The organism is Pantoea sp. NSTU24 (assembly GCF_050157905.1).
Taxonomy (GTDB): Bacteria; Pseudomonadota; Gammaproteobacteria; order Enterobacterales; family Enterobacteriaceae; genus Pantoea.
Map to the genome: position 1 here is coordinate 1,907,053 of NZ_JBKIWZ010000001.1, position 15,900 is coordinate 1,922,952.

The 15,900-nt window shown below is 59.0% G+C and carries 9 protein-coding genes; 8 read left to right on the forward strand and 1 reads right to left on the reverse strand.

Annotated features, from left to right (window positions below; genetic code table 11):
- Positions 1 to 101: 101 nt before the first annotated feature.
- The gene (locus tag ACLHDD_RS09120; RefSeq protein ID WP_427103857.1) at positions 102 to 1,439 is read right to left on the reverse strand and encodes a carbohydrate porin; all 1,338 of its coding nucleotides are present in this window, start codon (positions 1,437 to 1,439) and stop codon (positions 102 to 104) included.
- Positions 1,440 to 2,112: 673 nt separating this feature from the next.
- Between ACLHDD_RS09120 and ACLHDD_RS09125 the strand changes: the two genes are divergently transcribed.
- The 8 genes from ACLHDD_RS09125 (at position 2,113) to yegS (ending at position 15,720) form a co-directional block, all read left to right on the forward strand.
- The gene (locus ACLHDD_RS09125; protein ID WP_427103858.1) at positions 2,113 to 3,348 is read left to right on the forward strand and encodes an MdtA/MuxA family multidrug efflux RND transporter periplasmic adaptor subunit; all 1,236 of its coding nucleotides are present in this window, start codon (positions 2,113 to 2,115) and stop codon (positions 3,346 to 3,348) included.
- Positions 3,348 to 6,470 (forward strand): MdtB/MuxB family multidrug efflux RND transporter permease subunit, encoded by a 3,123-nt coding sequence (locus tag ACLHDD_RS09130; RefSeq protein WP_427103859.1) that lies wholly within the window; start codon positions 3,348 to 3,350, stop codon positions 6,468 to 6,470. The genes ACLHDD_RS09125 and ACLHDD_RS09130 overlap by 1 nt, the downstream gene beginning before the upstream one ends.
- Positions 6,467 to 9,541 (forward strand): multidrug efflux RND transporter permease subunit MdtC, encoded by a 3,075-nt coding sequence (mdtC, locus tag ACLHDD_RS09135; protein ID WP_427103860.1) that lies wholly within the window; start codon positions 6,467 to 6,469, stop codon positions 9,539 to 9,541. Before ACLHDD_RS09130 ends, mdtC begins: the two co-directional genes overlap by 4 nt.
- Positions 9,542 to 9,595: 54 nt before the next feature.
- On the forward strand, positions 9,596 to 11,002 hold the full coding sequence (mdtD, locus tag ACLHDD_RS09140; protein ID WP_427103861.1) for a multidrug transporter subunit MdtD: 1,407 nt from the start codon (positions 9,596 to 9,598) through the stop codon (positions 11,000 to 11,002).
- Entirely contained in the window at positions 10,999 to 12,387 is a 1,389-nt protein-coding gene (gene baeS, locus ACLHDD_RS09145) for a two-component system sensor histidine kinase BaeS (RefSeq protein ID WP_427103862.1), read from the forward strand. The genes mdtD and baeS overlap by 4 nt, the downstream gene beginning before the upstream one ends.
- A 6-nt stretch (positions 12,388 to 12,393) precedes the next feature.
- Positions 12,394 to 13,101, forward strand: a complete 708-nt coding sequence (gene baeR, locus ACLHDD_RS09150) for a two-component system response regulator BaeR (RefSeq protein ID WP_427103863.1) — start codon at positions 12,394 to 12,396, stop codon at positions 13,099 to 13,101.
- Between the two features lie 122 nt (positions 13,102 to 13,223).
- Positions 13,224 to 14,606 (forward strand): tRNA 5-hydroxyuridine modification protein YegQ, encoded by a 1,383-nt coding sequence (gene yegQ, locus ACLHDD_RS09155; protein ID WP_427103864.1) that lies wholly within the window; start codon positions 13,224 to 13,226, stop codon positions 14,604 to 14,606.
- Between the two features lie 214 nt (positions 14,607 to 14,820).
- On the forward strand, positions 14,821 to 15,720 hold the full coding sequence (gene yegS / locus ACLHDD_RS09160) for a lipid kinase YegS (RefSeq protein ID WP_427103865.1): 900 nt from the start codon (positions 14,821 to 14,823) through the stop codon (positions 15,718 to 15,720).
- Positions 15,721 to 15,900 lie beyond the last annotated feature (180 nt).

A 15,900-nucleotide genomic window follows, 5' to 3' on the forward strand; every position in this document is an offset into this window, starting at 1 on the left:
AATTCGCCCTGCCGGGCGGATTATGCTTTGCTACCGGTGCAGGTGCCTGTTGCTGAGCTCTGCTGCGCCGCCTGTCCGGCACGCCATCCTTTTGACTGTGATCAGAACGCGATATTGGCGCTGATACCGCCGATAAACGCATCTTTCACCTGGCTAACCGCGCCCGGTGCGACGACATACTGCAGGTTAGGTCGCAGTGACATCCAGTTTGTCACTTTGGCGTTGTAGTAGATCTCATAGTCGTATTCAGATCCTTCCTGAATCGGCAGCCAGGTCGGACTGTCGAAACGGCTCTCGCCGTTCGCCTGATTCTGCTGACGCAGGGAACGGGTATAGTCGCTGTTCACATGAATACGTGACGCACCCACGCCAATCTCATCCTGCGGACGGGCGTCAAACGGCCCGGTCCAGGTGAAAGCGAGTGACTGATAGTTGTCGGTCTTCGATGTTTTGTGATCGTTCATCACCGCCTGCACGCGCACGCCCAGACCACGATGGGCATCGCCACCCTGCGCGGTCAGCTGCTGCTGCAGTAACAGATAGCCGCCGTAGGCACGCGCCTGATCCTGATAGCCGCCGTTGCGCCAGCTACTGTAGACATCGCCATCCACTGACGAGGTGTAGTAACCGATGCGGTAGTTACCCGGCAGTTTTTCCGGCCCGAAGGTCGGTTTCCAGCCCAGCTCGATCGGCACCAGATTACCCTCGGAATGGCGGGTATCCAGACGGAACCCGTCGCCGCGATCGTAGTTGGCGCGGTTCTGATTGTAGAACCCCACCTGGAAGAAAAGCGCAGGGGTGAGATTGAACCTGATGCGGCCGCCCCACTGCGACACCGGCCAGTTGAACCAGCGATCGCCGCGCCAGTTCCCCGCCTGTCCACTGCCCAGTGCCAGGTTCTGGAACAGATTACCATCGAAGTTATCGAAGTCTTCACCTACCGTTACCCGACCAGCTTTGACATCGACCACATCGTCAAACAGCCCTTTGCGCAGCCAGAACTGCGTCAGCCGCCAGGTCTGGCCACGACCATAGACCTCCTGAACCGAAGAGAGCATCCCGGCGCGTCTGTCCCCTACCTGATCCGATACGTTCTGACCGTCGCGATTGGTCACCGTCATCTGAAACTCGGCATCCTGCCAGTTCAGCAGCTTTTCCAGATCGAAATTGGTGCCAAACGTCCACTGGTCGCTGTAGCGCATGGTGGTGTTGCTGTCTGCACCGCCGCCCAGGTTGGCCGCGCTTTCCATGGTGTAGTTGACGTCAAACTTAATGCCGTCATCCTGCAACTGCGTCCGATAGCCGCCCCAGTCACCGAACATCCATTCAGAGTCGGGACTCAGCGCATCTGCGGCCAGGGCGCGCGCGGATAGCATAGCCATAAGCAGGGTGCCGGTAGCCACACGGGCAGAGGGAAAGCAGGCTTTTCTGTTTTTCATCGGGCTGATTCTTATGTAAGTGACGGAAAGTTACGCGCAGAGGATAGTGCTGGCTTCTCAGCGGCTTTTGTAAATACGTGCGCATAATTTCCGGAAACAGCAGATTGTTTGCATAACTGTGACCGGGATCGCTTGCAGGTTATTCTTCAGCCAGAAACGGCACACTCCGCCAGCTCACGGGGAACCGATGCGCTATGGCTTCTGCGCTTAACAGCTCAGTTTGTTGGGGTTTCCGCTTTATCCCGTTGTTGCCCGGCAGCCAGCGGGACCAGACCTCAGCCATATCAATAAACCCGCACCCGCTCTGCCCGCGGATCGGGCAGAGAAAATGAGGTGGCATAGTCCACTGTTCAGCCAGATGGGTTGCCGTCAGACGTCAGCCGCGGAACGGCAAGACCACTGTCACCTGACTGCCGGGTCTGATAATGATGGCTTTCTGGCTTCTGACTCACCCGACAAATGGCCTGTTTCTCTGCTTCACAAAAGGATTTTGCCTCTTTATGACGATTGTGCTGCGATTCATGAAAGAACAGGCATAATGACCCCGCCCTGACAGAGATTCCTTATTTCCTTCAACTTTTGCCCGTCAGAGGCGACTACACTCTGTCGTTTGCAGGCTAACCTTTTGCTGTCTGCGCCTGGGACTACGTCACTGCTGGAGAGCATCAGAATCATGAGCACCCGACACCCTGTTATGAAAAAAACCCTGATTGTGCTGGCCCTGATCGCCGTCGTGGCGGGCGGCTACTATGGCTGGCAGCACAGTGCTGCGCCGAAAAGTGACAGCCAGCAGGATGCGTCTGCACCGGGCGGCAAAGGCCGCGGTGAGGGAGCGCGTCGTCCACTGGCGCCGGTTCAGGCCGCCACGGCCACCCGCGAGAGCGTGCCACAATATCTTAGCGGACTGGGAACCGTCACCGCCGCCAATACGGCCACCGTGCGCAGCCGGGTCAATGGCGATCTGCTGGCCATCCACTTCACTGAAGGTGATCAGGTCAAAGCGGGCGATCTTCTGGCGGAAGTGGATCCGCGCCCTTACCAGGTGGCATTAGCTCAGGCTCAGGGTCAGGTGGTTAAAGACCAGGCCACGCTGGCCAACGCCCGTCGCGACCTGGCACGCTATGAGAAACTGGCAAAAACATCCCTGGTGTCGCAACAGGATCTGGATACCCAGCGTTCACTGGTGGCCGAAACGCTCGGCACGCTGAAAGCGGATGAAGGCAGCGTTGCCAGCGCACAGCTTAACCTGACTTACAGCCGGATTACGGCACCAATCGCCGGACGGGTCGGCCTGAAGCAGGTCGATGTGGGTAACTACGTCACCAGCGGCGACAGTACCGGCATTGTGGTCATCACCCAGACACACCCCATCGATGTGCTCTTCACTCTGGCGGAGAGCAGCATCAGCCCCATTCTTAAGGCGCAGAAAAGTGGCCAGCCGCTGCTGGTGGAAGCCTGGGATCGCAGTAATCAGAACCTGATCGCCAGCGGCAAACTGCTGAGCCTCGACAACCAGATCGATGTCACCACCGGCACCATCAAAATCAAGGCGCGGTTTGATAATCAGGACGATGCGCTGTTTCCTAATCAGTTCGTCAACGTGCGCCTGAAGGTCAATACCCTGCAGGATGCGATTGTCATCCCACCTGCGGGACTGCAGATGGGCAATGAGGGGAACTTTGTCTGGGTCGTTAACAGTGACAATAACGTCAGCAAGAAAAGCGTGGTAGCCGGTCTGCAGGATAGCCAGAAAGTGGTGATCACTGCCGGTCTGGAGGCAGGTGAGCGCGTGGTAACGGATGGTCTGGACCGCCTGACGGAGGGGGCAAAAGTCGAGGTTGTGGCAGCTCAGAGCAGTGCGCCGCACAGCAGCCGCGCCACGCTGCCGTCAAAAGGAGAGCGTGAGTAATGCAGGTGATGCCTCCCGATCAGCGTGGCGGACCGTCGCGCCAGTTTATTCTGCGGCCGGTCGCCACGTCGCTGCTGATGATTGCGATTCTGCTGGCTGGCGTGCTGGGCTATCGCTTTCTGCCGGTTTCGGCGCTGCCGGAAGTGGATTATCCAACTATTCAGGTCGTCACCCTCTATCCGGGTGCCAGCCCGGATGTGGTCACCTCGTCGATCACCGCCCCGCTGGAGCATCAGTTTGGTCAGATGTCCGGCCTGAAACAGATGTCGTCGCAAAGCGCCGGCGGTGCTTCGGTGGTGACGCTCCAGTTTCAGCTGACGCTGCCGCTGGATGTGGCAGAGCAGGAAGTGCAGGCGGCGATCAACTCCGCCACCAACCTGCTGCCCAGCGACCTGCCTAATCCGCCGGTCTACAACAAAGTGAATCCCGCCGATCCACCGATCATGACGCTGGCCGTCACCACCCGCAGTATGCCGCTGACGCAGGTGCAGGACATGATTGAAACCCGGATAGCGCAGAAAATTTCGCAGGTCAGTGGCGTCGGACTGGTTACGCTGTCTGGCGGACAGCGCCCGGCCGTGCGGGTTAAGCTGAATATGCAGGCGCTCTCGGCGCTTGGTCTGACCAGCGAAACGGTGCGGACTGCGATCAGCAATGCCAACGTTAACTCGGCTAAAGGCAGTCTGGATGGCCCCACCCGCTCTGTCACGCTTTCCGCCAACGATCAGATGAAGTCTGCCGAAGATTACCGGCAGCTGATTATCAGTTATAAAAACAACGCCCCGGTCCGGCTCGGCGACGTGGCGACGATTGAACAGGGCGCGGAAAACAGCTGGCTGGGCGCCTGGGCCAACCGCGATGCGGCGATTGTGCTCAACGTTCAGCGCCAGCCTGGCGCCAATATCATCGCCACGGCAGATAATATCCGCGCCATGCTGCCCGCACTGACGGCGACCCTGCCCAGGTCCGTCGAGGTCACACTGCTCACCGACCGTACCACCAACATCCGTGCCTCGGTCAGCGACACCCAGTTTGAGCTGGTGCTGGCGATGGCGCTGGTGGTGATGATTATCTATCTGTTTCTGCGTAATGTGCCTGCCACGCTGATCCCAGCGGTGGCGGTTCCTCTGTCGCTAATCGGCACCTTCGCCGCTATGTATTTCCTGGGCTTCTCGATCAATAACCTGACGCTGATGGCACTGACTATCGCCACGGGCTTTGTCGTCGATGATGCTATCGTGGTGATTGAGAACATCTCGCGCTATATCGAAAAAGGTGAAAAACCGCTGACCGCGGCGTTGAAAGGCGCTGGCGAAATCGGCTTTACCATCATCTCACTGACCTTCTCACTGATTGCAGTATTGATCCCGCTGCTGTTTATGGGGGATGTGATTGGCCGGCTGTTCCGCGAATTCGCCGTGACGCTGGCGGTGGCTATCCTGATCTCGGCGGTCGTGTCGCTGACCCTGACACCGATGATGTGCGCCCGGATGCTAAGTGCAGAGTCACTGCGTAAACAGAACCGCTTTTCGCGCGCCAGCGAAGCGATGTTTGATCGCATTGTGGCTTTCTATGGCCGCTGCCTGCGCCGCGTGCTCAATCACCCCTGGCTGACACTCTCCGTGGCGCTGGGCACCCTGATACTGACGCTGATGCTGTGGGTGATCATTCCCAAAGGTTTCTTTCCGCAGCAGGACAACAGCATTATTCAGGGCACACTGCAGGCACCCCAGTCGGTTTCCTACGCCAGCATGGCGCAGCGTACCCGCGATGTTGCCTCCATCATCATGAAAGATCCGGCTGTTGAAAGTCTGACTTCGTTTGTCGGGGTGGATGGCACCAACGCCGCGCTTAACAGCGCCCGTCTGCAGATCAACCTCAAACCACTGGATCAGCGTGAAGACCGCATTCCTGAGATTCAGCAGCGTCTGCAAACGGCGGTGAGTCAGGTGCCGGGTGTGCAGCTCTGGCTGCAGGCCGTACAGGATCTGACCATTGATACCCAGGCGAGCCGCACTCCTTATCAGTTTACGCTGCAGTCAGGTTCACTTACTTCACTCAGTACCTGGGTTCCGGCCCTGCTGACCCGGCTGAATACGCTGCCCGAACTGCGCGATGTCAGCAGCGACTGGCAGGATCAGGGACTGGAGGCGTATGTTAACGTCGATCGCGACAGCGCCAGCCGCCTCGGCATCAGCATGGCGGACGTGGATAATGCGCTTTACAACGCCTTTGGTCAGCGGCTCATCTCCACCATCTATACCCAGGCGAATCAGTATCGCGTGGTGCTGGAGCAGGATAATCACGCCACCCCGGGGCTGGAAAGCCTGGAGGCAATCCGTCTGAACAGCAGTGACGGCGGCAGCGTGCCGCTCAGCGCCATTGCCCGCATTGAACAGCGCTTCGCCCCCCTGACGATTAATCATCTCGACCAGTTCCCGTCGGCGACTTTCTCGTTCAATGTGGCAAAAGGCTATTCGCTGGAAGAGGCGGTGAAAGCGGTGTCACAGACGGAAGCCGCGCTCGGTATGCCTGCGGAGATGATGACCCAGTTCCAGGGCAGCACGCTGGCGTTTGAAGCGGCGCTAAGCAGTACCGTCTGGCTGATTGTGGCGGCCATCGTGGCGATGTATATCGTGCTGGGCGTGCTCTATGAGAGTTTTATTCACCCCATCACGATTCTGTCCACGCTGCCCACTGCCGGGGTCGGCGCACTGCTGGCGCTGATGCTCAGCGGCAATGAGCTGGATATCGTGGCGATTATCGGCATTATCCTGCTGATCGGCATTGTGAAAAAGAACGCCATCATGATGATCGACTTTGCGCTGGCGGCCGAACGTGAACAGGGAATGAAACCCTATGACGCGATCTTTCAGGCCTGCCTGCTGCGTTTCCGTCCGATCCTGATGACCACGCTGGCGGCACTGCTGGGCGCGCTGCCGCTAATGCTCAGCACGGGGGTCGGTGCCGAACTGCGTCATCCGCTGGGGATTGCGATGGTCGGCGGCCTGATTCTGAGCCAGGTGCTGACCCTGTTCACAACGCCCGTAATCTACCTGCTGTTCGATCGGCTGGCCCATGCGACGCGCCGCCGCTTCCGCCGCACGGAGGCTGCAGAGTGAGGTTTTTCGCCCTGTTTATCCATCGGCCTGTGGCAACCACCCTGCTGACGCTGGCTATCACGCTGGCCGGCGTGCTGGGTTTCCGTCTGCTGCCGGTGGCCCCGCTGCCACAGGTCGATTTTCCGGTGATCGTGATCTCCGCCTCGCTCCCGGGGGCGGCGCCGGAGATCATGGCATCGTCAGTGGCCACGCCGCTGGAGCGTTCGCTGGGACGCATTTCAGGCGTCAGCGAAATGACCTCCACCAGCTCGCTGGGCAGCACCCGCATCATTCTGGTGTTCGATTTTGACCGTGACATCAATGGCGCCGCGCGCGACGTGCAGGCTGCGATTAACGCGGCCCAGAGCCTGCTGCCGACCGGCATGCCGTCCCGTCCGACCTGGCGCAAGGTTAACCCTTCCGATGCGCCGATCATGATCATGACGCTGACGTCCGATACCTACAATCCGGGCCAGCTCTATGACTACGCCTCAACCCAGCTGGCTCAGAAACTGGCACAGATTCAGGGTGTAGGTGACGTCACAGTAGGTGGCAGTTCGCTGCCTGCGGTTCGCGTCGCCCTGAATCCTCAGGCACTCTTTAATCAGGGCGTCTCGCTGGACGATGTGCGCACCACTATTTCCAACGCTAACCAGCGACGCCCGCAGGGCGCGCTGGATGATGCTCAGCAGCGCTGGCAGCTCCGGACCAACGATGCGCTGCAGACCGCCCGCGACTATCAGCCGCTGATCGTCCATTATCACAACGGCGCAGCCGTCAGGCTGTCAGATGTGGCCACGGTGGCGGACTCAGTACAGGATGTGCGTAACGCCGGGATGTCGCGCGGTAAACCTGCGGTGCTGCTGCTGATCCGCAAAACGCCGGATGCGAACGTGATTGACACCGTGGATCGAATCCGCGCCGAAATGCCCCGGCTGCATGAGGTCATCCCGGCCGCGATCAATCTGCAGATTGCGCAGGATCGCTCACCCACCATTCGTGCGTCGCTGCATGAAGTTGAGCAGTCGCTGGTGATCGCCGTGGTGCTGGTGATCATGGTGGTCTTTCTTTTCCTGCGTTCCGGCCGGGCTACCCTGATTCCTGCTGTTGCCGTGCCGGTGTCGCTGATTGGCACCTTTGCCGCTATGTACCTCTGCGGCTTCAGCCTGAATAACCTGTCGTTGATGGCGCTGACCATTGCCACCGGGTTTGTCGTGGATGATGCGATTGTGGTGCTGGAGAACATCGCCCGCCATGTGGAAGCAGGCATGAAACCGCTGGCGGCCGCGCTGAAAGGCGTGCAGGAAGTCGGCTTTACGGTGCTGTCGATGAGTCTGTCGCTGGTGGCGGTATTCCTGCCGCTGCTGATGATCGGCGGGCTGATTGGCCGTTTCTTCTCAGAGTTTGCCATTACCCTGTCGGTGGCTATCGTCATCTCCCTCTTCATCTCAATTACCCTGACGCCGATGATGTGCGCTTATCTGCTGAAGCCCCATGCGCCGCGCAGCCAGCCACGCCGCCGCGGAGCAGGTCGTCTGCTGATGGCTATCCAGCAGGGGTATGGACGTTCGCTCAGGGTCGTGCTGAATCACGCGCGCTGGGTCATGCTGCTCTTTGTCGCGACGATCGTCCTGACCGGCTGGCTGTTCGTGCATGTGCCGAAAACCTTTATGCCGGAGCAGGATACCGGACGACTCTCCGGCTTTATTTCCGCTGACCAGAGTATTTCATTCCAGGCGATGCGCAGTAAGCTGCAGGATTTTATGGAGATTGTCGGGGCCGATCCGGCGGTTGAGAGCGTGGTGGGCTTTACCGGCGGTATGCAGACCAACAGCGGTTCGATGTTTATCTCACTGAAACCCCTGTCAGAGCGTAAAGAGAGCGCCCAGGCGATTATTGCCCGGCTGCGCGGCAAACTGGCAAAAGAACCCGGGGCCAGCCTTTATCTGAATGCAGTACAGGATCTGCGCGCTGGCGGGCGGGAGTCGAATGCCAGTTATCAATATTCGCTGTTGTCGGACGATCTTGGCGCACTGCGGACATGGGAGCCGAAAATCCGTAAGGCGTTCTCTGCGCTGCCGCAGCTGGCGGATGTCAATTCGGATCAGCAGGACAAAGGCAGTGAGATGGCGCTGACCTATGACCGGGAGAGCATGGCACGGCTGGGAATTGAGGTTTCACAGGCTAACGATCTGCTTAACAACGCCTTTGGTCAGCGGCAGATCTCAACCATTTACCAGCCGATGAACCAGTACAAAGTGGTGATGGAGGTCGATCCACGCTATACCCAGGATATCAGCGCCCTGTCGCAGATGTTTGTGATTAATGACGCAGGTAAAGCGATTCCGCTATCCTGGTTCGCGCACTGGCAGCCAGCCAACGCGCCGCTGTCGGTGAATCATGAAGGCTTGTCAGCTGCGTCGACCCTCTCCTTTAACCTGCCGGAAGGAGTATCGCTGTCACAGGCGTCGGAAGCGATCGATCGCACCATGACCGCAGTTGGCGTGCCCTCCAGCGTGCGCGGCAGCTTTGCCGGAACGGCGCAGGTGTTTGAGCAGTCGCAAAGCAGCCAGCTCTGGCTGATGCTGGCGGCGATCGGGGCGGTCTACATCGTGCTGGGGATTCTCTACGAGAGTTATGTGCATCCGCTGACGATTCTCTCTACCCTGCCCTCGGCGGGCGTGGGGGCGCTGCTGGCGCTGGAGCTGTTCGATACGCCTTTCAGCCTGATTGCGCTGATTGGCATTCTGCTGCTCATCGGCATCGTGAAAAAAAACGCTATCATGATGGTCGATTTTGCGCTGGAGGCGGAGCGCAATGGCCAGCTCAGTGCGCGTGAGGCGATTTTTCAGGCCTGTCTGTTGCGTTTCCGGCCAATCATGATGACCACGCTGGCCGCTCTGTTTGGTGCGCTGCCGCTGGTGCTGAGCAGCGGTGACGGCGCTGAACTGCGTCAGCCGCTGGGGATTACCATTGCGGGCGGCCTGGTAATGAGCCAGCTGCTCACGCTTTACACGACGCCGGTGGTCTATCTGATGATGGATAAACTGCGGCGCAAAAAACGTCCGCGGGTCGCCACGCAGCAGCCGTGACAGGTGCAGTGGCGTCAGACATCGGGGGGGTAACGCCGTTATCGGGGGGAATCGATGAGTACGCAAAGCACTAACGTCCGCGGGCAGTTATGGATTGTTGCCATCGGCTTCTTTATGCAGACGCTGGACACCACCATCGTGAATACCGCGATCCCCTCGATGGCACACGATCTGGGTGTCAGCCCGCTGCACATGCATGCAGTGATCGTCTATTACGTGCTGACGGTAGCGGTCATGCTGCCAGTCAGCGGCTGGCTGGCGGACCGCTTTGGCGTGCGTAACATCTTTTTCAGCGCGATTGTGCTGTTCAGTCTGGGATCGCTGTTGTGCGCCCTTGCCGGCACGCTGGATCAGCTGGTGCTGTCGCGGGTTGTTCAGGGCATTGGCGGCGCGATGATGGTGCCGGTGGGCCGTCTTACGGTCATGAAAATCGTGCCGCGTGAGCAGTACATGTCCGCGATGACCTTTGTCACCCTGCCCGGCCAGATCGGCCCGCTGCTCGGCCCGGCACTGGGTGGCGTGCTGGTAGAATACGCCAGCTGGCACTGGATCTTCCTGATCAATATCCCGGTCGGCATCGCGGGCGCTATCGCGACCCAGATGCTGATGCCCAACTACCGTATGCAGACGCGGCAATTCGATTTTGCCGGTTTTATTCTGCTGGCGGCCGGGATGGCGACCCTGACTCTGGCGCTGGATGGTCAGCGCAGCAGCGGCGGCTCTCCTCTCCTGCTGGGCGGTATGATTCTGGCGGGCACCTTCTCGCTGCTGTTTTATCTGCTGCATGCCCGTGGCAACGATAACGCACTCTTCAGCCTGAAGCTGTTTGATCATCCCCTTTACGCAATTGGCCTGCTCGGCAGCTTCACCGGCCGCATCGGCAGTGGCATGCTGCCCTTTATTACCCCTATTTTTCTGCAGCTCGGCATGGGCTACAGCCCGTTCCACGCGGGTCTGATGATGATTCCGATGGTGCTGGGTAACATGGGGATGAAGCGCATCGTGGTGCGCGTCGTCAATCTCTATGGTTACCGGCGGGTGCTGGTGATGTCGACCGTGGCACTGGCACTGGTGGTGCTGCTGTTCCCGCTGGTGGCGATGCTGGGCTGGATCTGGCTGCTGCCGCTGGTGCTGTTTCTGCAGGGGATGGTTAACGCCATTCGCTTCTCGTCGATGAATACCCTGACGCTGAAAGAGCTGCCCGATGAGCTCGCCTCCAGCGGCAACAGCCTGCTGTCGATGATCATGCAGTTGTCGATGAGTATAGGCGTCACAGTGGCCGGACTGCTGCTGGGCGCGTTTGCGCAGGAGAGCGCAGCGGGCAGCGCGGCGGACCACCCGATGTTTATTTATACCTACCTTTGCATGTCGCTGATTATCATCCTGCCCGCGCTGGTGTTCTGGCGTGTTCCATCCCAGGTGAGTACCAACGTTGATCTGAGACGCCGGAGAAAAAAATGAGAGTGAATCTGCGCCTGGGAATCGGGGCGAAACTGTTTATGGCAATCTTTGCCACCTGCATGCTGGTGCTGATCACCATGCACTGGGGCGTGCGGCTCAGCTTCGAACATGGCTTCGTCGATTACATCAAGCGCGGCAATCAGCAGCGCCTGAACCTGCTCAGCGATGCGCTGGCCGACCAGTATGAGCAGCACGGCAACTGGGATTTTTTACGTCACAACGACCGACTGATCTTTACCATGCTGCGTTCGCTGGAGCAGAATCCGGACAGCAGCAGTCAGCTGCCGCCTCACGGCTGGCGCACTCAGTTCTGGGTGCTCGACCAGCAGTATAAAGTGATGGTCGGCCCGCCGGGGCCGGTGCCGCCGGAGGGCACGCGGCGCAATATCACCACCAGCACCGGTAAGATAGTCGGCTGGGTCATCGGCTCACCGCCGGAGCGGCTGACGCGCAGTACTGACATCAACTTTGATCTTCAGCAGCGGCGCACCAGCTGGATCATCGTCGGCCTGTCGACCCTGCTGGCGGCGCTGGCCACCTGGCTGATGGCTCGCGGTCTGCTGGCCCCGGTAAAGCGTCTGGTTGACGGCACCCATCATCTGGCGGCTGGCAACTTCGCCACCCGCGTCGAAGTCAGCAGCCGGGATGAACTGGGGCAGCTGGCGGGTGACTTTAACCTTCTTGCCCGTTCGCTGGAGAAAAATGAAAGCATGCGCCGGGCTTTTATGGCCGATATCTCTCACGAGCTGCGAACGCCGCTGGCGATTCTGCGGGGTGAGCTGGAAGCGATGCAGGATGGCGTGCGCAAACTGACGCCGGAAGCGATCGCCTCACTGCAGAGTGAAGTGGGGGTGCTGAGCAAGCTGGTCGACGACCTGCATCAGCTGTCGCTGTCCGACGTCGGCGCCCTCGCCTACCGCAAACAGGCGACCGATCTGGTGCAGCTGCTGGAAGTGACGGCGGGCAGCTTCGCCGAACGTTATCGCGCGCATCAGCTAACGCTGAAACTGAATCTGCCCGACCTGGCTCCTTTCTTTGGCGATCCTGACCGCCTGATGCAGCTGTTTACTAACCTGCTGGAGAACAGCCTGCGCTATACCGACAGCGGAGGCCGGGTGGAGGTGACACTACGGTACGAGGCGCCAGACTGGCAGATCGAATTTGATGACAGTGCGCCGGGCGTGGATAAGGCCTATCAGGCGCAGATTTTTGAGCGTTTTTTCCGCACTGAAGGATCGCGCAACCGTGCCAGCGGCGGCTCAGGCCTTGGCCTTGCCATCTGTAAAAATATTGCGGCAGCGCATGGCGGCGACCTGCATGCGGCGCACTCTGATTTAGGTGGACTGAAAATCGCGCTACACTTGCGCTATGTTCCCCCTGTGTAGACGCTTATGAGCCAGGAAACCCCCGATCCGCTGATTCTGGTGGTCGAAGATGAGCCGAAACTGGCGCAGCTGATGATCGATTATCTGCTCGCCTCAAATTACCGTACCCATCACATCGCCGACGGCAATGCGGTGCTGGAGTATGTCCGCCAGACGCCACCCGACCTGATGCTGCTGGATTTAATGCTGCCCGGCATCGACGGCTTAACGTTATGCCGTGAAATCCGCCGCCATTCCGACCTGCCGATTATTATGGTGACGGCGCGCACCGAAGAGATCGACCGGCTTCTCGGGCTGGAGCTGGGCGCAGATGATTACATCTGCAAACCCTTCAGCCCGCGTGAGGTGGTGGCACGGGTAAAAACCATTCTGCGCCGGGTCAGACGTTCGGCTGAAGAGCCGCAGAGCGCCTCGCTGCTGCGGGTTGATGAGAGCCGCTTCTCCGCCAGCTGGCGTGATAAAGCGCTCGATCTCACGCCCGCCGAATTCCGCCTGCTGAAAACGCTGTCGCTGGAACCGGGCAAGGTCTTTTCACGCGAACAGCTGCTTAACCATCTCTATGATGATTATCGCGTAGTCACGGATCGCACCATCGACAGCCACATCAAAAATCTGCGCCGCAAGCTGGAGACGCTCGACAGCGAGCAGCCGTTTATCCGCGCCGTCTACGGCATGGGCTATCGCTGGGAGGCCGATGCCTGTCATTTGATCTAGTTTGATCCCGATCAATTTACTTCCCTTTTCTCACTGCCTACAATTCCGCACCTTTTGCAGGGCTTATCGCCCTGCACCTGCCGCCTGCGGCGGCATGCTGACCTGACATCAGTGAGAAAAACATGAAACCTGAGCTTCTTTCCCCTGCCGGCACGCTGAAAAACATGCGTTACGCCTTTGCCTACGGTGCCGATGCCGTCTATGCCGGCCAGCCGCGCTACAGCCTGCGGGTCCGCAACAACGAATTTACTCACGAAAATCTTGCGCTGGGCATCCGCGAGGCCCACGCACTGGGCAAAAAGTTCTATGTGGTCGTCAACATTGCGCCGCATAACGCCAAGCTGAAAACCTTTATCCGCGACCTGACGCCGGTCGTGGCCATGCAGCCCGACGCGCTGATCATGTCCGATCCCGGCCTGATTATGCTGGTGCGGGAGGCCTTTCCGGCGATGCCGATTCATCTGTCGGTGCAGGCCAACGCGGTCAACTGGGCGACGGTGAAATTCTGGCAGCAGATGGGGCTGAGCCGGGTGATCCTGTCGCGTGAGCTCTCGCTGGAAGAGATCGCTGAGATCCGTCAGCAGGTGCCGGAAATGGAGCTGGAAGTCTTTGTTCACGGTGCGCTCTGCATGGCCTATTCCGGTCGCTGCCTGCTGTCGGGCTACATGAATAAGCGCGACCCGAATCAGGGCACCTGCACCAACGCCTGCCGCTGGGAGTACAAAGTGGCCGAAGGTCAGCAGGATGAGGCAGGGAACATCGTGGGTATCCATGAACCCCTTGCGGTGCAGGAAGTGACCCCCACGCTGGGCGTGGGCCAGCCGACCGACAAGGTGTTTCTGCTGGAAGAGAAGATGAAACCCGGCGAGATCATGAGCGCCTTCGAGGATGAGCATGGCACCTACATCATGAATTCGCGCGATCTGCGTGCGGTCGCCCATGTGGAGCGGCTCAGTGGGATGGGCGTGCATTCGCTGAAAATCGAGGGCCGCACCAAATCCTACTACTACTGCGCCCGCACCGCGCAGGTTTATCGCCGGGCGATTGATGATGCCGCCGACGGAAAGCCTTTTGATCCTTCGCTGCTGCAGACCCTGGAGGGCCTGGCTCATCGTGGCTACACCGAAGGCTTCCTGCGCCGCCACACGCATGACAGCTATCAGAACTACCAGCAGGGCTTTTCGGTTTCCGATCGCCAGCAGTTTGTCGGCGAATTTACCGGCGAGCGGCGCGCTGAATGGGCGGAAGTGGCGGTAAAGAACAAGTTTATGCTGCACGACAGCGTGGAAATCATGACGCCAGCAGGGAATCTGCAATGCCGGATTGATGCCCTGCAGAATGCCCGTGGTGAGCCCACGGAAAGTGCGCCGGGAGATGGTCATCGCGTCTGGCTGCAGGTGCCTGAAGAGGTGGATCTGCAGTTTGCCCTGCTGCTGCGTAACTTCGATCACGGCGAAGATACCCGCGATCCGCATAATCGTTTACCAACGGAAACAATTTGTTGAAATCAGAACAGGATCACAGACCCCTGCCGGACACTGCTTTATAGTCCCGCCTGCTGCTAACGAGTAACAACAAACGGCAGATTTACCAGGAACCACCTCATTTACCCGCCCGGCTCCCCCGTGCGGGTTTTCTTCTCTCTTTCTCCAATAATTTGCTGCTGGCAGCTATGTTATAAACTCCTTTCTTACTCTGTAGATCCTCAAGGAACGCAAAATGGATAATAAACCGCTTACGCTGCTCATCCTGAACGGGAAAGGCGCGGGTAATGAAGATCTGCGCGACGCGATTACTGCCCTGCGTGAACAAGGTTTCGACATTGCGGTGCGTGTCACGTTTGAAAAAGGTGACGGCGACCGTTACGTCAAAGAGGCGATTGCGCTGCAGGCAGAAACCGTAGTGGCAGGCGGTGGTGATGGTACCATTAATGAAATCGCGACGGCGCTGGCGGCGTCTGATGCGGAGCATCGTCCGGTGCTGGGCATTCTGCCGCTGGGCACCGCCAATGACTTTGCCACCAGCGTCGGCATTCCGGAAGAGATGGAGCCCGCTCTGCGGCTGGCGATTCAGGGTAAAGCACACACTATCGATCTGGCCCGGGTAAACCAGAGCCACTACTTCATTAACATGGCGACTGGCGGATTCGGCACCCGCATCACCACCGAAACCCCGGAAAAACTGAAGTCGGCGCTGGGCGGCGTCTCCTACTTTATTCACGGCCTGATGCGCATGGATACGCTGAAACCCGACACCTGTGAAATCAGCGGGCCCGGTTTCGCCTGGCAGGGCGATGCGCTGGTGATCGGTATCGGCAATGGACGTCAGGCGGGCGGTGGTCAGCGGTTATGTCCCTCAGCCCTGATCAACGATGGCCGGCTGGATGTGAGTATCGTCACCGCCCAGGAGTTGCTGCCGACGTTGCTGCACTCCCTGACCGGCGACGACGACAATCCGGGTATCATCACCACACAGCTGGAATCCCTGACCATCCGTTCTCCGCACGAGATGACCTTTAACCTGGACGGTGAGCCGCTTTCCGGCCGCGAATTTGTCATTGAGGTCATGGCTGGCGCACTGAGCTGCCGCCTGCCACCGCAGTGCGATCTGCTTTCCTGATTACCGCTAACGGGGGCATCAGCCCCCGTTACCTGCCCGTTTATGTCATGAACTGAAGCAGCCTCCCTTTCTGCGCCAGCTCCTTTCTGTCCTGTGATTTGCCCGTGTACCACACTCTGTGATTCCCTTCACAACTCTGCCAGCCTTACTTGTATGGTAGTATTAAAGCGCGTACTTTTT

Bases quoted from the DNA above. Each gene is read 5' to 3' on its own strand.
- baeS (WP_427103862.1), top strand. From the start codon at position 10,999: ATGAGAGTGAATCTGCGCCTGGGAATCGGGGCGAAACTGTTTATGGCA.
- yegQ (WP_427103864.1), top strand. From the start codon at position 13,224: ATGAAACCTGAGCTTCTTTCCCCTGCCGGCACGCTGAAAAACATGCGT.
- ACLHDD_RS09125 (WP_427103858.1), top strand. From the start codon at position 2,113: ATGAGCACCCGACACCCTGTTATGAAAAAAACCCTGATTGTGCTGGCC.
- ACLHDD_RS09130 (WP_427103859.1), top strand. From the start codon at position 3,348: ATGCAGGTGATGCCTCCCGATCAGCGTGGCGGACCGTCGCGCCAGTTT.
- yegS (WP_427103865.1), top strand. From the start codon at position 14,821: ATGGATAATAAACCGCTTACGCTGCTCATCCTGAACGGGAAAGGCGCG.
- ACLHDD_RS09120 (WP_427103857.1), bottom strand. From the start codon at position 1,439: ATGAAAAACAGAAAAGCCTGCTTTCCCTCTGCCCGTGTGGCTACCGGC.
- baeR (WP_427103863.1), top strand. From the start codon at position 12,394: ATGAGCCAGGAAACCCCCGATCCGCTGATTCTGGTGGTCGAAGATGAG.
- mdtD (WP_427103861.1), top strand. From the start codon at position 9,596: ATGAGTACGCAAAGCACTAACGTCCGCGGGCAGTTATGGATTGTTGCC.